30 protein-coding genes are annotated in these 18,075 nt (G+C 47.7%); all 30 read right to left on the bottom strand.

Features of this window, described 5'->3' with window-relative positions; all coding sequences use genetic code 11:
• Window positions 1–1,048: 1,048 nt before the first annotated feature.
• The 30 genes from rplQ to tuf all read right to left on the bottom strand — a co-directional run bounded on the left by rplQ (window position 1,049) and on the right by tuf (window position 18,013).
• A complete protein-coding gene (rplQ, locus tag ACFO3I_RS18835; RefSeq protein WP_377336730.1) occupies window positions 1,049–1,444 on the bottom strand; it encodes a 50S ribosomal protein L17 in 396 nt (131 codons plus the stop codon).
• A 39-nt stretch (window positions 1,445–1,483) separates the two neighbouring features.
• Entirely contained in the window at window positions 1,484–2,473 is a 990-nt protein-coding gene (locus tag ACFO3I_RS18830) for a DNA-directed RNA polymerase subunit alpha (protein ID WP_337843709.1), read from the bottom strand.
• A 27-nt stretch (window positions 2,474–2,500) separates the two neighbouring features.
• A complete protein-coding gene (rpsD, locus tag ACFO3I_RS18825) occupies window positions 2,501–3,121 on the bottom strand; it encodes a 30S ribosomal protein S4 (protein ID WP_377336727.1) in 621 nt (206 codons plus the stop codon).
• Window positions 3,122–3,152: 31 nt separating this feature from the next.
• Window positions 3,153–3,542: a 30S ribosomal protein S11 gene (rpsK, locus tag ACFO3I_RS18820; RefSeq protein ID WP_008899098.1), complete on the bottom strand. Its 390-nt coding sequence runs from the start codon at window positions 3,540–3,542 to the stop codon at window positions 3,153–3,155.
• A gap of 13 nt (window positions 3,543–3,555) precedes the next feature.
• A complete protein-coding gene (gene rpsM, locus ACFO3I_RS18815; RefSeq protein WP_377336724.1) occupies window positions 3,556–3,912 on the bottom strand; it encodes a 30S ribosomal protein S13 in 357 nt (118 codons plus the stop codon).
• A gap of 133 nt (window positions 3,913–4,045) precedes the next feature.
• Window positions 4,046–4,159: a 50S ribosomal protein L36 gene (gene rpmJ, locus ACFO3I_RS18810; protein WP_082335860.1), complete on the bottom strand. Its 114-nt coding sequence runs from the start codon at window positions 4,157–4,159 to the stop codon at window positions 4,046–4,048.
• 21 nt (window positions 4,160–4,180) lie between these two features.
• Window positions 4,181–5,509 (bottom strand): preprotein translocase subunit SecY, encoded by a 1,329-nt coding sequence (gene secY, locus ACFO3I_RS18805; protein WP_377336722.1) that lies wholly within the window; start codon window positions 5,507–5,509, stop codon window positions 4,181–4,183.
• A gap of 15 nt (window positions 5,510–5,524) precedes the next feature.
• Window positions 5,525–5,959 carry a 50S ribosomal protein L15 gene (gene rplO / locus ACFO3I_RS18800; protein ID WP_377336720.1) on the bottom strand — a complete coding sequence of 145 codons (435 nt, stop codon included), beginning with the start codon at window positions 5,957–5,959 and terminating at the stop codon, window positions 5,525–5,527.
• A gap of 3 nt (window positions 5,960–5,962) precedes the next feature.
• On the bottom strand, window positions 5,963–6,145 hold the full coding sequence (gene rpmD / locus ACFO3I_RS18795; protein ID WP_377336718.1) for a 50S ribosomal protein L30: 183 nt from the start codon (window positions 6,143–6,145) through the stop codon (window positions 5,963–5,965).
• A 6-nt stretch (window positions 6,146–6,151) separates the two neighbouring features.
• Entirely contained in the window at window positions 6,152–6,655 is a 504-nt protein-coding gene (gene rpsE, locus ACFO3I_RS18790) for a 30S ribosomal protein S5 (RefSeq protein WP_337843703.1), read from the bottom strand.
• Between the two features lie 9 nt (window positions 6,656–6,664).
• Window positions 6,665–7,015 (bottom strand): 50S ribosomal protein L18, encoded by a 351-nt coding sequence (rplR, locus tag ACFO3I_RS18785; protein ID WP_377336715.1) that lies wholly within the window; start codon window positions 7,013–7,015, stop codon window positions 6,665–6,667.
• 9 nt (window positions 7,016–7,024) lie between these two features.
• Window positions 7,025–7,558 carry a 50S ribosomal protein L6 gene (gene rplF, locus ACFO3I_RS18780; RefSeq protein ID WP_337843701.1) on the bottom strand — a complete coding sequence of 178 codons (534 nt, stop codon included), beginning with the start codon at window positions 7,556–7,558 and terminating at the stop codon, window positions 7,025–7,027.
• 12 nt (window positions 7,559–7,570) lie between these two features.
• The gene (rpsH, locus tag ACFO3I_RS18775; RefSeq protein WP_337843711.1) at window positions 7,571–7,963 is read right to left on the bottom strand and encodes a 30S ribosomal protein S8; all 393 of its coding nucleotides are present in this window, start codon (window positions 7,961–7,963) and stop codon (window positions 7,571–7,573) included.
• Between the two features lie 20 nt (window positions 7,964–7,983).
• On the bottom strand, window positions 7,984–8,289 hold the full coding sequence (rpsN, locus tag ACFO3I_RS18770) for a 30S ribosomal protein S14 (protein ID WP_377336712.1): 306 nt from the start codon (window positions 8,287–8,289) through the stop codon (window positions 7,984–7,986).
• Between the two features lie 9 nt (window positions 8,290–8,298).
• Window positions 8,299–8,838, bottom strand: coding sequence for a 50S ribosomal protein L5 (gene rplE / locus ACFO3I_RS18765; protein WP_377336710.1), 540 nt, complete (start codon window positions 8,836–8,838; stop codon window positions 8,299–8,301).
• A 20-nt stretch (window positions 8,839–8,858) separates the two neighbouring features.
• Window positions 8,859–9,173, bottom strand: a complete 315-nt coding sequence (gene rplX / locus ACFO3I_RS18760) for a 50S ribosomal protein L24 (RefSeq protein WP_377336708.1) — start codon at window positions 9,171–9,173, stop codon at window positions 8,859–8,861.
• A gap of 9 nt (window positions 9,174–9,182) precedes the next feature.
• Window positions 9,183–9,551, bottom strand: coding sequence for a 50S ribosomal protein L14 (gene rplN / locus ACFO3I_RS18755; protein WP_377239235.1), 369 nt, complete (start codon window positions 9,549–9,551; stop codon window positions 9,183–9,185).
• A 188-nt stretch (window positions 9,552–9,739) separates the two neighbouring features.
• Window positions 9,740–9,994 (bottom strand): 30S ribosomal protein S17, encoded by a 255-nt coding sequence (gene rpsQ / locus ACFO3I_RS18750; RefSeq protein ID WP_377336706.1) that lies wholly within the window; start codon window positions 9,992–9,994, stop codon window positions 9,740–9,742.
• Window positions 9,994–10,185, bottom strand: a complete 192-nt coding sequence (gene rpmC / locus ACFO3I_RS18745) for a 50S ribosomal protein L29 (RefSeq protein WP_008899112.1) — start codon at window positions 10,183–10,185, stop codon at window positions 9,994–9,996. The genes rpsQ and rpmC overlap by 1 nt, the downstream gene beginning before the upstream one ends.
• The gene (rplP, locus tag ACFO3I_RS18740) at window positions 10,185–10,598 is read right to left on the bottom strand and encodes a 50S ribosomal protein L16 (protein WP_377336704.1); all 414 of its coding nucleotides are present in this window, start codon (window positions 10,596–10,598) and stop codon (window positions 10,185–10,187) included. Before rplP ends, rpmC begins: the two co-directional genes overlap by 1 nt.
• A 12-nt stretch (window positions 10,599–10,610) precedes the next feature.
• Window positions 10,611–11,324 (bottom strand): 30S ribosomal protein S3, encoded by a 714-nt coding sequence (gene rpsC / locus ACFO3I_RS18735; protein WP_031568317.1) that lies wholly within the window; start codon window positions 11,322–11,324, stop codon window positions 10,611–10,613.
• Window positions 11,325–11,333: 9 nt separating this feature from the next.
• Entirely contained in the window at window positions 11,334–11,666 is a 333-nt protein-coding gene (gene rplV / locus ACFO3I_RS18730) for a 50S ribosomal protein L22 (RefSeq protein ID WP_377336702.1), read from the bottom strand.
• A gap of 11 nt (window positions 11,667–11,677) precedes the next feature.
• A complete protein-coding gene (gene rpsS / locus ACFO3I_RS18725) occupies window positions 11,678–11,956 on the bottom strand; it encodes a 30S ribosomal protein S19 (RefSeq protein ID WP_053426061.1) in 279 nt (92 codons plus the stop codon).
• Between the two features lie 19 nt (window positions 11,957–11,975).
• Window positions 11,976–12,800 carry a 50S ribosomal protein L2 gene (gene rplB, locus ACFO3I_RS18720; RefSeq protein WP_377336699.1) on the bottom strand — a complete coding sequence of 275 codons (825 nt, stop codon included), beginning with the start codon at window positions 12,798–12,800 and terminating at the stop codon, window positions 11,976–11,978.
• A 16-nt stretch (window positions 12,801–12,816) separates the two neighbouring features.
• The gene (gene rplW, locus ACFO3I_RS18715) at window positions 12,817–13,119 is read right to left on the bottom strand and encodes a 50S ribosomal protein L23 (RefSeq protein ID WP_377336697.1); all 303 of its coding nucleotides are present in this window, start codon (window positions 13,117–13,119) and stop codon (window positions 12,817–12,819) included.
• A complete protein-coding gene (gene rplD, locus ACFO3I_RS18710) occupies window positions 13,116–13,721 on the bottom strand; it encodes a 50S ribosomal protein L4 (RefSeq protein WP_337881677.1) in 606 nt (201 codons plus the stop codon). Before rplD ends, rplW begins: the two co-directional genes overlap by 4 nt.
• Before the next feature lie 19 nt (window positions 13,722–13,740).
• Window positions 13,741–14,379: a 50S ribosomal protein L3 gene (gene rplC / locus ACFO3I_RS18705; protein WP_377336694.1), complete on the bottom strand. Its 639-nt coding sequence runs from the start codon at window positions 14,377–14,379 to the stop codon at window positions 13,741–13,743.
• Window positions 14,380–14,408: 29 nt separating this feature from the next.
• Window positions 14,409–14,720 carry a 30S ribosomal protein S10 gene (gene rpsJ, locus ACFO3I_RS18700; protein ID WP_008899121.1) on the bottom strand — a complete coding sequence of 104 codons (312 nt, stop codon included), beginning with the start codon at window positions 14,718–14,720 and terminating at the stop codon, window positions 14,409–14,411.
• Between the two features lie 230 nt (window positions 14,721–14,950).
• Window positions 14,951–16,684, bottom strand: a complete 1,734-nt coding sequence (locus ACFO3I_RS18695) for an acyl-CoA dehydrogenase family protein (protein WP_377336692.1) — start codon at window positions 16,682–16,684, stop codon at window positions 14,951–14,953.
• 144 nt (window positions 16,685–16,828) lie between these two features.
• Window positions 16,829–18,013, bottom strand: a complete 1,185-nt coding sequence (tuf, locus tag ACFO3I_RS18690) for an elongation factor Tu (RefSeq protein WP_377336690.1) — start codon at window positions 18,011–18,013, stop codon at window positions 16,829–16,831.
• Window positions 18,014–18,075 lie beyond the last annotated feature (62 nt).

Genomic DNA, 18,075 nt, shown 5'->3' with positions numbered 1-18,075 from the left:
ATAAATTGACTATATAGTCACTCATACTGATTTAAATCTTTTTAAAGACTCATCATCACGAGTGCCCACACAGATGATTGATTGCTTATTGTTAAAGAGCGTGTCGCTTTACTAAGCGACGAAAGCAATTGATATTCAACAACTTTCAGAATCTTTAGCGTTTGATTTCTTCGTTTCCGAATCCCTCGTCGCTGTCGATGGAGCGCATTATAGAGAGATCAGAATTGATCACAAGATCTTTTTTAAAGAAAACCTCTCGACCGCTTAGTTTTTCATCAAACCAGCATTTTTTGCTCATTTAACGAGCTAAAATCAAGATCTTTATCGATCCAAGCAGGATCACTGCCTCCAAAACGCCCTCTCTGATCTGCTCAGAAGCAATAACTGCCTTGTAGAGCTAAACCTATAAATGCCAAACCGCGCCATTCGCTTAAGAAACCTGTAGCAACAATAAGCATTGACGCGAGTCACCTTTCTATGGAAAACCTAAACGAACATTCAGTGGTTAAGTCGCTACGCCTTCCCTTGCAAGGGTGCAAAGTGATAGCCGCTTCTCCACGGATTTGTCAGATACAGAATGAGGCAACCATATATAGAGAAAATTTAGATTCGTTTAGGTAAAGCCCTCTATATAAGGAGTGGCGGTCTAAGACTTCCGCCGGGTAAAAAACGTCCCAAGTTAAAAAGCTACAAGATTCATTCAAATTTACACGATCCTAAAGTCACGACTTTAACAGCCTAAATTCGTTCTCACGCTTTAATCCATTAAACAGAACTAGGATGGGTCCCTAACTATATAGGGGGATTGATGAGCAAAAGAGGACTCTGTATCGGCCAGGCATCTGATTGGCAAATAGGATAAGCGATATCTGGCTAACAACTAATTGCTTCGCACACAATATTAACTACAAGTACTGATTCTGGTTCAATTACCACTACGACTATGCCACATATCACCACTTGGACAGTTGCAGGCTAAGACGACGACCAGTAACAAACCTATGAAAATAAAAAAGCCGGCATAAGCCGGCTCTTTTATTCAGACTGATTACTCAGCTGAAGTTTCCTCGACTGGCAGAGCAGTCTCTGGACGGTCAACTAACTCAATGTAAGCCATTGGTGCGTTGTCACCAGTACGGAAGCCACACTTCAGAATACGAGTGTAGCCGCCTGGACGGGCGTTGTAACGCGGGCCTAACACGTTGAACAGCAGACCTACAACTTCTTTATCACGAGTACGGGCGAAAGCCAGGCGGCGGTTAGCCACGCTGTCATTCTTAGCCAATGTGATCAGAGGCTCGATAACACGACGTAACTCTTTGGCTTTAGGCAGAGTCGTTTTAATGACTTCGTGCTTCACCAGCGAGCTTGCCATATTACGGAACATTGCAGTACGGTGACTGCTGTTCCGGTTTAACTGACGACCACTCTTACGATGGCGCATGATCTATTCCTTCTTACAAAACCAGGAACTGGAATCTGGTTAGTCTTTGTTTACCAGAGAGGCTGGCGGCCAGTTTTCCAGGCGCATGCCTAAAGATAAACCGCGTGATGCCAACACGTCTTTGATCTCGGTAAGAGACTTTTTACCCAGGTTAGGCGTTTTCAGCAGCTCAACCTCGGTACGTTGTACCAGATCACCGATGTACTGAATCTGCTCTGCTTTTAAGCAGTTAGCAGAACGAACTGTTAATTCTAAGTCATCGACTGGACGCAACAGAATCGGATCAAACTCCGGCTTCTCTTCACGTTTTTCTGGCTCGCTCTTGTCACGCAGTTCTACGAAGAATTCTAACTGTTCAGCAAGAATCGTAGCTGCACGACGAATAGCTTCCTCAGGCTCAACAGTGCCGTTGGTTTCCATGTCGATAACCAGCTTGTCCAGATCAGTACGTTGCTCTACACGGGCCGCTTCAACTGAGTAGGCAATACGCTCTACCGGGCTGAAAGAAGCATCCAGTAATAAACGACCGATCGGACGTTCGTCATCCTCTGAGGATACGCGGGCAGATGCAGGAACATAACCACGACCACGCTGGACCTTGAGACGCATACTGAATTCAGTTTCGCCAGTCAGGTTACAGATCACATGCTCTGGGTTTACGATTACTACACCGTCACCACGCTGGATATCTCCAGCAGTTACAGGGCCAGCACCTTTTTTAGATAAAGTCAGTGTGACTTCGTCTTTGTCTTCCAGACGAACGGCTAAGCCTTTCAGGTTCAGCAGGATATCGATGATATCTTCCTGCACGCCTTCTTTGGCGCTGTACTCATGCAGCACGCCGTCGATTTCTACTTCAGTCACTGCACAACCTGGCATTGAAGACAGCAGAATACGACGCAACGCGTTGCCCAAGGTATGTCCGAAACCGCGCTCAAGTGGTTCCAAAGTAACTTTGGCACGAGTTGGGTTGATTTTTTCGATACCAACTAATCTCGGCTTAAGGAATTCGGTGACAGAACCCTGCATTTTATCCTCTCTTAAGAAAACGCCTTACTACTTAGAGTAAAGCTCGACGATTAACTGTTCGTTGATGTCTGCAGACAAGTCTGAACGCTCTGGAGCACGTTTGTAAACGCCTTCCATTTTCTTATTGTCTACTTCAATCCAAGTTGGTTTTTCGCGTTGCTCAGACAGCTCTAAAGCAGCACCGATACGGGCTTGCTTCTTCGCCTTTTCACGAACAGCGATCACTTGATTAGGTGACACAGCGTAAGACGGGACATTCACAACTTGGCCATCGATCATGATAGCTTTGTGGCTTACCAGCTGACGTGCTTCTGCGCGAGTGCTGGCCAGACCCATACGATACACCACGTTGTCTAAACGAGCTTCTAATAACTGAAGCAGGTTCTCACCGGTGTTACCTTTTAAACGAGCAGCTTCTTTGTAATAGTTACGGAACTGCTTCTCTAATACGCCGTAAATACGACGTACTTTTTGTTTCTCGCGTAATTGTAAACCGTAGTCTGATAAACGACCGCGACGAGCGCCGTGCTGACCAGGAGCAGTAGTTAAATTACACTTTGAATCAATTGCTCTTACGCCGCTTTTCAGGAACAGGTCTGTTCCTTCGCGACGACTTAACTTGAGCTTAGGACCCAAATATCTTGCCATCTTCTTTCTCCAGTAATCTTAGAAGCGCTTGTTACACGCGACGTTTTTTCGGTGGACGGCAACCGTTATGAGGGATTGGCGTCACGTCGGTGATATTCGTAATGCGGTAACCTGCTGCGTTCAGCGCACGAATGGCTGATTCGCGGCCTGGGCCAGGACCATTTACGAAAACTTCCAGATTTTTCAGACCATATTCCAGTGCGGCAGTACCAGCACGTTCTGCAGCTACCTGAGCAGCGAACGGCGTTGACTTACGCGAACCACGGAAACCTGAACCACCGGCAGTTGCCCAGCACAGCGCATTGCCTTGACGGTCAGTGATAGTCACGATCGTGTTGTTGAAAGAGGCATGGATATGAGCCATACCGTCAGAAACTTGCTTCTTAACTCTTTTACGAGTACGAACTGGTGCTTTAGCCATGTCTTACTCCGTCTTATTTCTTAATAGCTTTGCGTGGGCCTTTACGGGTACGCGCATTAGTTTTAGTGCGCTGACCACGAACAGGCAGACTACGACGGTGACGTAAGCCACGGTAACAACCCAGGTCCATTAAACGTTTAATGTTTAATGTGATCTCGCGGCGCAGGTCACCTTCAACGGTGTACTTGGCCACTTCGTCACGCAGAGTATCTAACTCAGCGTCTGACAAAGAAGAGATTTTGCGAGTTTCTTCAATACCCACTGCTGCCAGAATGGCTTTTGAGCGAGTTCTACCGATGCCGAACACGTAAGTCAGAGAAATGACAGCGTGTTTGTTATCGGGGATGTTAATGCCAGCGATACGGGCCACTAACGTTCTCCTATAAAAGGTTAAAAGGTGCCGATTTGAAAAGCCCGTAAGGATACTCAAACGACGGTTTAATTGCAACAATAAGCCGGGGCTAAACTAAAAAGTTCAGCCCTGGCTATATGGTTTTCTGCTGTTAGCCTTGACGTTGCTTGTGCTTAGGCTCTACACAGATCACACGCACAACGTTGTTGCGCTTGATCACTTTGCAGTTACGGCAGATCTTCTTAACGGAAGCTCGTACTTTCATGACTTAACTCCGCAATTTATCTTAACGACCGTAGCCTTTAAGATTTGCCTTTTTAAGCACAGATTCATACTGATGAGACATCAGATGCGTCTGTACCTGTGCCATAAAGTCCATAATAACGACAACAATGATAAGTAACGAAGTACCACCAAAGTAGAACTGAACGTTCCACGCCACCATCATGAACTCAGGAACCAAACAGATAAAGGTGATATAGGCTGCACCTGCCAATGTCAGGCGAGTCATCACTTTATCAATGTATTTCGATGTTTGTTCACCAGGACGAATACCAGGGATAAAAGCACCGGATTTCTTCAGGTTGTCTGCCGTATCGCGCGGGTTAAACACCAACGCGGTATAGAAGAAGCAGAAGAAAATGATCGCAGCTGCATATAACAAGATATACAACGGCTGACCTGGAGACAGGGTTAAAGCTAATTCCTGGAGGAAATTAGCAACCACGCCTTCACCTGAGCCAAACCAACTGGCAATTGTACCAGGAAACAGGATAATGCTTGAAGCAAAAATTGGTGGAATTACACCCGCCATGTTGACCTTCAGTGGCAAATGACTGCTTTGAGCAGCAAAAACCTGACGGCCTTGTTGGCGTTTGGCGTAGTTAACCACAATACGGCGTTGGCCGCGTTCAAAGAACACTACAAACCAAGTAACCGCTACAACAATGGCTCCAATCGCTAATAAAAGCAAAAAGTGCAAATCGCCTTGACGTGCCTGCTCAATCGTCTGGCCAATGGCAGACGGGAAGCCAGCAACAATACCGGTGAAGATCAGCAACGAAATGCCATTACCAATACCACGCTCAGTAATCTGTTCACCTAACCACATCAGGAACATGGTACCGGTGACTAAACTGATAACTGCAGCAATAGTAAAACCTAAGCCGGGGTTAACAACTAACCCTGGCATAAGATTAGGCAGACCGGTAGAAATACCGAAAGCCTGGACAATCGCTAATCCTAAGGTACCGTAACGTGTATACTGATTGATTTTACGCTTACCCGCTTCGCCCTCTTTCTTCAATTCTGCTAAGGCAGGATGAACCACCGTCAGCAGTTGAACAATAATGGACGCAGAGATATAAGGCATAATACCCAGCGCAAACACAGATGCACGCTCAAGGGCTCCACCGCTGAACATGTTAAACATTTCAACGATGGTGCCTTTTTGTTGCTCGAATAATTGAGCTAGCACGGCGGCGTCAATTCCAGGAATTGGCACAAATGAGCCTAACCGAAAAACGATTATGGCCAAAAGTACGAACAGCAGACGGGCTTTCAGCTCGCTGAAGCCGCCTTTTGCACTTTTTGAGTCCGAACCTGGTTTTGCCATCGCGTACTATCCTTATTATTCTTCGACTTTACCGCCGGCAGCTTCGATTGCAGCACGCGCACCTTTAGTTACACGTAAGCCTTTCACTGTGATTGGACGAGTAATTTCGCCAGACAGTACAACTTTTGCGAACTTGATGTTGCGAGTGATGATATTAGCTTCCATCAGACTGGCTAAATCAGCTACATCACCAGACACCAGTGCCAGCTCGTGCAGACGCACTTCAGCAGATACCAGGCCTTTCAGTGAAGTAAAACCAAACTTAGGCAGACGTTGTTTCAGAGGCATTTGACCGCCTTCGAAACCTGGACGAACTTTACCACCAGAACGAGATTTCAGACCTTTATGACCACGACCACCAGTCTTGCCTAAGCCAGAACCGATACCACGACCTAAACGGCGTTTCTCTTTTTTCGCGCCTGGTGCAGGAGATAACGTATTTAATAACATCTATTACTCCTCCACTTTAACCATGTAATACACAGCGTTGATCATACCGCGTACTGCTGGAGTATCTTCCAGAGTTACAGTGTGACCAATGCGGCGTAAACCTAAGCCAACTAAAGTCGCTTTGTGCTTCGGCAAACGACCGATGCTTGAGCGAGTTTGAGTCACTTTGATAGTTTTATTTGCCATGACGAATTACCCCAGAATGTCGTCAACGCGTAAACCACGCTTCGCAGCAACCTGAGCTGGCGATTTGATCGCAGACAGGGCGTTGATAGTAGCGCGAACTACGTTGATTGGGTTGGTTGAGCCGTAGCACTTAGACAGAACGTTCTGTACACCTGCTACTTCTAACACGGCACGCATTGCACCACCGGCGATGATACCGGTACCTTCAGATGCTGGCTGCATGTAAACATTTGAACCAGCGTGAATACCCTTAGTCGGGTGATGCAGTGTGTTACCGTTTAACTCAACTTGAGTCATGTTACGACGAGCTTTTTCCATTGCCTTTTGAATGGCAGCAGGAACTTCGCGCGCTTTACCGTAACCGAAACCTACGCGACCGTTACCGTCACCAACAACTGTCAGAGCAGTGAAGGAAAAAATCCGACCACCCTTAACAACTTTTGATACGCGGTTTACCGCAACCAGTTTCTCTTGTAAATCAGATTGTTGTTTAGCTTCTACGTTAGCCATGATCTACTCCTAGAATTGAAGACCGGCTTCACGCGCCGCGTCGGCCAGAGCCTGCACACGACCGTGATACTGGAAACCGCTACGGTCGAAAGCGCAAGTGTTTACGCCTTTTTCCAGAGCACGTTCAGCAAGCGCTTTACCAACCGCTTTAGCAGCGTCGGTATTGCCGGTGTACTTCAATGATTCACGGATTGATGCTTCAACAGTAGAAGCAGCAACAATCACTTCAGCATTTGGTGCGATAAGCTGGGCGTAAATGTGACGTGGTGTACGATGTACAACCAGGCGGTTCGCACCTTGTTCGATAATGTTTCTGCGGACGCGTTTTGCACGACGCAGACGAGCAAGTTTCTTATCCATCGTCCTACCCTACTTTTTCTTCGCTTCTTTACGACGTACGTTTTCGTTGCTGTAACGCACACCTTTACCTTTATAAGGCTCAGGTTTACGGTAAGCACGAATGTTCGCCGCGACTTGACCAACCAGCTGCTTGTCGGCACCTTTCACCAGAACTTCAGTCTGGGTAGGGGTCTCAATGGTGATACCGGCAGGGACTTCGTACGCAACTGGGTGCGAGAAACCTAAGCTCAGATTCAACACTTTACCTTCTGCCTTAGCACGGTAACCAACACCAACTAACTCCAGCTTGCGGGTATAGCCTTCTGCTACACCAGTAACCAGGTTGTTGATCAGCGCACGAGCAGTACCTGCTTGTGCGTTAGCGTTTTCAAAACCGTCACGAGGAACAGTACGCAGTACGTTACCTTCAACAACGATTTCAACTGCAGGGTTAACGTTTAACGCTAACTCGCCGTTTTTACCCTTTACTGTCAGGTTCTGACCATTCAGTGTAATAGTTACACCTGCAGGAACCGTGACGGGGGCCTTAGCTACACGAGACATAGTTACCCTCCGTTACGCTACGTAGCCGATGATTTCGCCACCGATACCAACCTTACGGGCAGCACGGTCAGTCATCAGACCCTGAGATGTAGAAACGATAGCTACACCTAAACCACCCATTACTTTTGGTAATTCGCCGCGTTTCTTATAGATACGCAGGCCTGGACGGCTTACACGGTCAATGGTTTCGATAACTGATTTGCCCTGGAAGTACTTTAAAGTAATTTCCAGTTCAGCTTTAACATCACCTGTTACAACGAAGCTGTCGATGTAACCTTCATCTTTTAATACTTTCGCAATAGCCATCTTCAGTTTTGAAGAAGGCATCTTAACCGCAACTTTCTTGGCAGCCTGGCCATTGCGGATGCGAGTAAACATATCCGCTACTGGATCTTGCAAACTCATAGCTGTTACTCCCGTGATTCTTACCAGCTAGCCTTACGAAGGCCAGGAATTTCACCGCGCATTGCTGCTTCACGGACCTTGATCCGGCTCATGCCGAATTTACGCAGGTAACCATGAGGACGGCCAGTTACACGACAACGATTACGTTGACGAGCAGGGCTTGAATCACGCGGTAACGATTGCAGCTTCAGAACTGCATCCCAACGGTCTTCGTCAGAAGTGGCTGGGTTAGCAATCAGATCTTTCAGCGCAAAACGTCTTTCAGCGTATTTGGCGACCAGTAACGCGCGCTTATGTTCACGCGCTTTCATTGATTGTTTAGCCATGACTACACCTTATTTCTTGAATGGGAAGTTAAACGCTGACAGCAAAGCACGACCTTCATCGTCACTACGAGCTGTAGTCGTGATAGTGATATCTAAACCACGTACCGCGTCTACTTTGTCGTAGTCGATTTCAGGGAAAATGATTTGCTCGCGAACGCCCATGCTGTAGTTACCACGGCCGTCGAACGACTTAGGATTCACACCGCGGAAGTCGCGGATACGAGGAATAGCAATAGATACTAAACGCTCTAAGAAATCCCACATACGCTCGCCGCGCAGGGTTACTTTAGCACCAATAGGGTAGCCTTCACGGATTTTGAAACCAGCGACTGACTTACGAGCCTTAGTAACCAGAGGTTTCTGGCCTGAGATAGCAGTTAAATCTGCTACCGCATTTTCAAGGATCTTTTTGTCAGCTACGGCTTCACCCACACCCATGTTGAGTGTGATTTTTACAATCCGAGGGACTTGCATGACGCTCGTGTAGCCGAACTGTTTAAACAGTTCAGGAACTACTGTGTCTTTGTAAATTTCATGCAGTTTCGCCATCGTATTACTCCAATAGCTCTTTAGATTTTTTCATTATTCGATTTGAAGAAGCGAACTTTAACGCCATCTTCAAAACGGAAACCAACGCGATCAGCCTTGCCAGTAGCAGGGTTGACAATCGCCACATTTGAAACGTGAATTGAGGCTTCTTTCTCAACGATGCCACCTGGGGTGTTCAGCGCTGGGATTGGCTTCTGGTGTTTTTTCACCAGGTTCACGCCTGAAACGTATACACGGCTTTCGCCAGTTAATACTTTCAGTACTTTGCCAGTTTTGCCCTTGTCCTTACCGGTCAGAACAATAACCTCATCATCACGACGGATTTTACTAGCCATGGTGACTCCTTACAGTACTTCTGGGGCCAGAGAAACGATCTTCATGAACTTATCGCCACGAAGTTCGCGGGTTACCGGTCCAAAAATACGTGTACCGATCGGTTCCAGCTTGTTGTTTAACAACACAGCTGCATTGCGATCAAAACGGATCAGAGAACCGTCCTGACGGCGTACGCCTTTGCGAGTACGCACCACCACAGCATTCAGAACATCACCCTTTTTCACTTTGCCGCGAGGAATTGCTTCCTTCACAGTGATTTTGATGACGTCACCGATTGCTGCATAACGGCGGTGCGAACCACCTAAGACCTTAATACACATTACGCTGCGTGCGCCGCTGTTGTCTGCGACTTCCAGCATAGATTGCATCTGGATCATCTTAGTGCTCCGCTATTCCACTACTATACCCCTCTCGAGGTACGCGCTTTCGATTAAATAAATACCCCCATACAAAAGGGCGCGTGATTATAACAGCCCAATTGGTGAATTGGTAGCTTTTGTTCGCCTTTTGTACAGCCATAAAAAAACGGCCCCGGAAGGCCGTTTTATCATTTCACCTTAAGTGATTAAGATGCAGATTCTACGACAGCTACCAGAGTCCAAGATTTAGTCTTAGACAGAGGACGGCATTCGCGAATAGTCACGATATCGCCTTCTTTACACTGGTTAGTTTCATCGTGTACGTGCAGCTTAGTAGTGCGTGTAATGAATTTCCCATAGATTGGGTGCTTCACGTGACGCTCGATAGCAACAGTGATGGACTTGTCCATTTTGTTGCTGATCACTTTACCTTGCAAAGTACGGGTGTTTTTTTCAGTCATTACGCACCTGCCTTCTCGGTTAAGATGGTCTTCACACGAGCGATATCACGACGCACTTGCTTTAACAGGTGAGTCTGAGCCAGCTGACCTGTAGCTGCTTGCATGCGCAGGTTAAACTGCTCACGTAATAAGCCCAGTAATTCAGCGTTTAACTCTTCAACGCTTTTTACTTTCAGTTCGCTTGCTTTCATTACAATACCGTCCGCGTTACAAAGGTTGTCTTGAATGGAAGTTTAGCGGCAGCCAGGCTGAATGCATGACGCGCTAATTCTTCCGACACACCGTCCATCTCATACAGGACTTTGCCAGGTTTGATCTGGCATACCCAGTATTCCACGCTACCTTTACCACTACCCATACGAACTTCGAGTGGTTTTTCCGTCATTGGCTTGTCTGGGAACACGCGGATCCAGATTTTACCAACACGACGTACGGCACGAGTCATGGCACGACGTGCAGATTCGATTTGACGTGAAGTCATTTGACCACGTTCAGTTGCTTTCAGTGCAAAGGAACCGAAGCTTACTTTATCGCCAACCAGCGCTAAGCCACGGTTACGACCTTTGTGCACTTTACGAAATTTAGTACGTTTTGGTTGCAACATCGCTCAATACTCCTACTTAGCCTTACGTGGAGCCGGTTTTTTCGGCGCCTTAGGCTGTTTGTCGTTGTTGGCGTTATTGTTGTTGGCCAGTGGTAAACCACCCAGGATCTCGCCTTTGAAGATCCAAACCTTAACACCAATGATACCGTAAGTAGTCAGTGCTTCTGATGTTGAGTAGTCGATATCAGCACGCAGAGTATGCAAAGGTACACGACCTTCACGGTACCACTCATCACGCGCGATTTCCGCACCACCTAAACGACCAGAAACCTGAACCTTGATACCTTTTGCACCTAAACGCATAGCGTTTTGTACCGCACGCTTCATAGCGCGGCGGAACATTACACGGCGCTCCAGCTGGCTGCTGATTGAATCAGCAACTAACTTGGCATCCAGTTCTGGCTTACGGATTTCAGAGATATTGATCTGTGCAGGCACGCCAGCGATAGTCGCTACGGCTTTGCGCAGTTTTTCAACGTCTTCACCTTTCTTACCAATGATCACGCCTGGACGAGCAGTGTGAATAGTCACACGGATGCTTTTCGCAGGACGTTCGATATCGATCCGGCTTACTGAGGCTGCTTTCAATTCTTTCGTCAGGTACTGACGAACTTTGAAGTCACCTACCAGGAAATCCGGGAAGTCTTTTGTATTCGCGTACCAGGTTGAGCTCCAAGGCTTAGTGATACCTAGGCGAATACCATTAGGATGTACTTTCTGTCCCATTTCTCACTCCTAGTTATCAGCTACAACCACAGTGATGTGGCTGGTACGCTTGACGATACGGTCAGCACGGCCTTTGGCACGTGGCTTGATCCGCTTCATTGACGGACCTTCGTCAACAAACACAGTTTTCACTTTTAAAGTGTCGATATCGGCACCTTCGTTGTGTTCTGCGTTCGCAATGGCTGATAAAAGAACCTTTTTAACCAGTTCAGCGGCCTTTTTCGGGCTGTAGGTTAAAACGTCTAACGCCTTTCCAACTGCTAAGCCACGGATCTGATCAGCGACCAGACGAGTTTTCTGAGCAGAAGAGCGGGCAAATTTATGTTTTGCTAATGCTTGCATTGATTTACCCCTTAGCGTTTCTTGGCCTTTTTGTCGGCCGCATGACCACGGTAAGTACGAGTTGGTGAGAATTCACCTAACTTGTGACCAACCATCTCTTCAGAGACTAAAACTGGTACATGTTGACGACCATTATGGACAGCGATGGTCAAACCGATCATTTGTGGAATGATCATTGAACGACGGCTCCAAGTCTTAATAGGCTTCTTGTCACCGCTTTCCAACGCTTTCTCTACCTTCTTCAGCAAGTGAAGGTCAATAAATGGACCTTTCTTGAGAGAACGTGGCATGGCAATTCCTCACATTAAATTATTTGTCACGACGACGGACAATGAACTTGTCAGTACGCTTGTTCGAACGAGTTTTGTAACCCTTAGTTGGTACGCCCCATGGAGTAACCGGGTGACGGCCTCCAGAAGTTTTACCTTCACCACCACCGTGAGGGTGGTCTACCGGGTTCATTACTACACCGCGAACAGTTGGACGGACACCGCGCCAACGCATTGCACCTGCTTTACCGTACTGACGCAGCATGTGCTCGGCATTGCCGATTTCACCGATAGTTGCACGGCAATCAGCCAGGACTTTGCGCATTTCACCGCTGCGCAGACGCAGAGTGATATAAGCACCGTCACGCGCCAGGATCTGAGCGAATGCACCAGCTGAACGCATTAATTGGCCGCCTTTACCAGGCTTCAGTTCGATGTTGTGAACGATTTGACCCACTGGGATGTTACGCAGAGGCATAGTGTTGCCCGATTTGATCGGTGCATCTGAACCTGACTGTACAACATCACCAGCTTTTAAGCCTTTTGGAGCCAGAATGTAACGACGCTCACCATCTGCATATAACACCAGAGCGATGTTAGCAGTACGGTTTGGATCGTATTCCAGGCGCTCAACTTTAGCTGGGATACCGTCTTTATTACGTTTAAAGTCAACTAAACGGTAGTGTTGCTTGTGGCCACCACCGATGTGACGAGTCGTGATACGACCGTGATTGTTACGACCACCAGATTTGGTGTTCTTTTCCAGTAACGGGGCGTATGGCTTACCTTTGTACAGGTCTGGGTTCACGACTTTTAAGACGTGACGACGACCAGGTGACGTAGGTTTACACTTAACGAGTGCCATTTCCTAACTCCTCTAATTACTCAGCGCCGCCAACGAAATCGAGTTCGCTGCCTTCTTTAAGAGTTACGTAAGCCTTTTTCCAGTCCTTACGTTGACCCGTACGCATACCAGTGCGCTTGGTCTTACCCTTAACGTTAACAGTGCGAACACCAACTACTTCTACTTCAAACAGTTTTTGAACAGCAGCTTTGATGTCAGCTTTAGTTGCAGTAGTAGCAACTTTGAACACGATAGTGTTATTGGTCTCGGCAGCGATAGTGCTCTTTTCAGAGACGTGCGGAGCCAGAATGACCTTCAGTAAACGTTCTTCACGGATCATGCTAACATCTCCTCGATTTGTTTAACTGCAGCAGCAGTCATTAACACTTTGTCGAAGGCGATTAAGCTGACTGGGTCGATACCGTGTACGTCACGCACGTCAACTTTGTACAGGTTGCGTGCTGATAAGAACAGGTTCTCGTCAACTTCAGCAGTCACGATTAAAACGTCTTTCAGTTCCATCGCTTTTAATTTAGCAGCCAGTTCTTTTGTCTTCGGGGTTTCAACTGCGAAGTCTTCAACCACGATCAGACGATCTTGACGTACTAATTCAGACAGAATGCTCATGATCGCGCCACGATACATTTTTCTGTTAACTTTTTGGCTGTGGTCTTGTGGCTTAGCCGCAAATGTCACACCGCCTCCGCGCCAGATTGGGCTACGGATTGTACCAGCACGGGCACGACCTGTACCCTTCTGGCGCCATGGCTTCTTACCGCCACCGCGTACTTCTGAACGTGTCAGTTGAGCACGAGTACCTTGACGGGCACCAGCTGCATACGCAACCACTACCTGGTGTACCAGAGCTTCGTTGAACTCACGTCCAAAGGTAGCTTCGGAAACTTCAAGAACGCCTTTAGCGTCTCTTAATGCTAATTCCATCACTCATCTCCTCCAGACGTTAGCCTTTGACCGCAGGTTTAACAATCACATCACCACCGATAGCGCCAGGGATTGCACCCTTTACTAACAGGATGTTGCGAGTTGCGTCTACACGTACAACTTCCAGAGACTGGACAGTTACACGCTCGGCACCCATGTGTCCGGCCATTTTCTTACCTTTGAATACTTTACCTGGTGACTGGTTTTGACCAATTGAACCTGGTACACGGTGAGACAAAGAGTTACCGTGAGTAGCATCCTGGGTACGGAAGTTCCAGCGCTTTACAGTACCGGCAAAACCTTTACCTTTTGATGTGCCAGTCACATCTACTTTTTTGGTTTCAGCGAACACTTCAACAGTGATTTCGCTGCCAACCTGAATGTCAGCGCCTTCGTTGTCTTGCAGGCGGAATTCCCACAGACCACGACCAGCTTCAACACCAGCTTTTGCAAAGTGGCCAGCTTCTGGTTTGTTCAGGCGAGAAGCCTTCACAGTACCAGCAGTCACTTGCAGTGCGTTATAGCCATGAACGTCTTGCGTTTTGATAGCGGTAACGCGGTTTGGTGTTGCTTCGATTACGGTTACTGGAACAGAAACGCCATCTTCAGTGAAGATGCGAGTCATGCCCACTTTACGACCGACTAATCCGATAGCCATATCCTAAACCTCTCTATAAACCTGTCTGATTAGCCCAGGCTGATTTGAACGTCAACGCCAGCAGGCAGATCTAAACGCATCAGAGCATCAACAGTCTTTTCTGTTGGTTCAACGATGTCGATTAAACGCTTGTGGGTACGGATTTCGTACTGATCACGTGCATCTTTGTTCACGTGAGGAGAAATCAGTACAGTGAAACGTTCCTGGCGAGTTGGCAGTGGGATAGGACCACGAACCTGCGCGCCCGTACGCTTAGCTGTGTCAACGATTTCCATGGTTGACTGATCGATCAAACGGTGATCGAACGCTTTCAGACGGATGCGAATCCTTTGATTACTCATAAATCAAAGCCTCAAAGAGCAAAAAGAGCAAAAATAAACAAGAACGCTCGTTCCCTAAAGAAGAGGTCTTGCACCATGTAACGTTTGCCCCCCAATCGGGAGCATTGTTGTCGTTAACCAGTACAATTGCTGGTTAACCGCCGGCCAAAAGTTATGGCAGGCCGCGCATTATACTCAATTGGGAGTTAAAGACAAGCCCTGTTGATTAAATAAACAACAGGGCTTCCGCGTTAGAATGTTGGGGACTCTAACTGAACCGGTAGTGGCTTTAACTGCAATAACAGAGCCTGCACTTTAGGTAGCACTCGATGGAAATAGAAACTCGCTTTCGCCTTTTTAGCAGAAATAAAGTCTTCACTATGCTTCGTTGAATCTAGTGCGGTGATCATTTTGTCCCACATGAAGGCATAGAGCAGATACCCAACCAAGTCGAGATAATCACATGCTGACCAGGACAGCAGTGTCGGTTGGGAGAGCGCCTGCCGAAACATTTCCGCGCTTGCAGTTTTCAGCTGCTCGACTATAGCTGTCAGCTCCACTTTAAATTCAGCCCCGGCTTCGGAGAGCAACTGATCTAGCAAGTCAAATAATACTGCTCCTTGATCGGGTGCTACTTTGCGCAGCATAAAATCAGCTGCCTGGATGCCATTCGTCCCCTCGTAAATCTGAGCAATACGTACATCACGAACCAGCTGCTCCATCCCCCATTCCCAGATGTAGCCATGGCCACCGAATACTTGTTGTGCCATTACGCAGGCATCGAAACCTCGGTCTGTCATAAATGCTTTAGTCACAGGAGTCAGCAGGTTCGCTTTAGCCTGGGCTTTAGCATCTCCTGCAAATTTGGCCAGGTCCAGGAAATGCCCAACCATGATCCCAAGAGCACGACCTGCTTCGTTCAGGCTGGCTATCTGCAATAACATACGCTGTACATCCGGATGCCCTATGATTGGGTCCGCCTTATTCGCATCCTTGGTGTTTACCCTTCCCTGCGTTCGCTCCTTCGCATAAGTAAGCGCATTTTGAAAAGCACGCTCTGCAGCACCAATGCCCTGGCTTCCCATCGCCAGACGCTCGTAATTCATCATCGTGAACATGCATGCAAGTCCTCGATGCGGCTCGCCAACTAAATAACCTTCAGCTCCATCAAAGTTCATCACACAGGTCGCTGAGCCATGGATCCCCATTTTATGTTCAACTGAACTGCAGATGAGTGTATTACGCTCGCCTAAACTTCCGTCTGAATTAACTTTGTATTTGGGTACCAAGAACAGCGAGATCCCGCGACTGCCTGCAGGCGCGTCGGGTAACTTTGCCAGAACCAAATGGATGATATTGTCTGTCAAGTCATGTTCGCCGGCAGTAATAAATATCTTTTCACCGGTGATCCGGTATGAACCGCCATGCTGAGGTTCAGCTTTGGTCCGCATGATCCCTAAATCGGACCCTGCGTGAGATTCAGTGAGGCACATGGTCCCAGACCATTCGCCGCTGTAGAGTTTGGGAAGATAAGTTGCTTTTGTCCTCTCATCCGCATGCTGCAACAATGCAACACAAGCGCCACTGGTTAAGCCAGGATAGAGCGAGAAAGCGATATCAGCGCTACACATCATTTCATCATACAGCGATGCAAGAGTCTTCGGCATGCCTATGCCACCATACTCAGGAGCACCGGTCAGTCCAGTCCAACCGCCTTCACAGAGTAGTCGGTAATTTTCCTTATAATGAGATGGCGTACTCACCACCCCAGCTGAAACACTGACCCCCTGCTCGTCAGCATTCATCGCCTGTGGTGCGATACAATCTTCGGTGATTTTGGCAGCTTCTTCGAGTATTGCCTTTGCCGTATCCTGGTCAACAACTTCGGCGAGCGTGGACTGCTCAGCCCAGAATCGATCAACTTGAAATACATCAAACAATTGAAATGACATGTCGGCCAGTGGGGCCTGATAACCGGAACTCATAGTCTCTCTCCAAATGGTCGGACGAGTAAGTTCTAGCATGAAGCGGGAATACATTCAAACAGTTGTTTGAATTAAACGATAAGTACAGCTTTTAGCACAAAAACAAAGGGCCCCTTACGGAGCCCTCTGCAACAGCATCACTGATTAAGCAACGATCTTCGCTACTACACCAGCACCTACTGTACGGCCGCCTTCACGGATTGCAAAACGCAGACCTTCGTCCATCGCGATTGGGTTGATCAGCTCTACCACAAACTTCAGGTTGTCACCTGGCATTACCATCTCTACGCCTTCTGGCAGCTCTACTGCACCAGTTACGTCAGTTGTACGGAAGTAGAACTGTGGACGGTAACCTTTGAAGAATGGCGTATGACGACCACCTTCTTCTTTGGTCAGTACGTATACTTCAGCTTCAAACTTCGTGTGTGGCTTGATTGAACCTGGCTTCGCCAGTACTTGACCACGCTCTACGTCTTCACGCTTCGTACCACGTAACAGAGCACCGATGTTCTCGCCTGCACGACCTTCGTCTAACAGCTTACGGAACATCTCTACACCTGTACACGTTGTCTTCGTTGTATCTTTGATACCTACGATTTCAACTTCTTCACCTACTTTAACGATACCTTGCTCTACACGGCCTGTGACTACTGTACCACGACCAGAGATTGAGAATACGTCTTCGATTGGCATGATGAACGGCTTGTCGATTGCACGCTCTGGCTCTGGAATGTAGGTGTCCAGCGCGTTACCCAGGTCCAGGATCTTCTGTTCCCACGCTGCATCGCCTTCCAGACCTTTCAGGGCTGAACCACGGATTACTGGCAGGTCATCACCTGGGAAGTCGTACTCTGACAACAGCTCACGTACTTCCATCTCTACCAGCTCTAACAGCTCTTCGTCATCTACCATGTCACACTTGTTCATGAACACGATGATGTATGGTACGCCTACCTGACGAGATAACAGGATGTGCTCACGTGTCTGTGGCATTGGGCCATCAGTCGCTGCTACTACCAGGATTGCGCCGTCCATCTGTGCAGCACCTGTGATCATGTTCTTCACATAGTCAGCGTGGCCTGGGCAGTCTACGTGGGCGTAGTGACGTGTTGGCGTGTCGTATTCAACGTGTGAAGTGTTGATCGTGATACCACGAGCTTTTTCTTCTGGCGCTTTATCGATTTGATCGAAAGCGAATGCCTGACCGCCGTAGTGCTTCGCCAGTACGTTGGTGATCGCTGCAGTTAAAGTAGTTTTACCGTGGTCAACGTGGCCGATTGTACCTACGTTTACGTGCGGTTTTACGCGTTCAAATTTAGCCTTAGCCATGATTGGACCCTTTTAAAACAAAACGGCGGTTTGAAATAATTGAATGTTTAGAAGCGCAGAGG

It is taken from the genome of Rheinheimera marina, from assembly GCF_042654345.1.
Classification (GTDB): domain Bacteria; phylum Pseudomonadota; class Gammaproteobacteria; order Enterobacterales; family Alteromonadaceae; genus Pararheinheimera; species Pararheinheimera marina.
The sequence above is the reverse complement of the archived record's forward strand: the minus strand, read 5'-3'. Positions and strand labels throughout refer to the sequence as shown.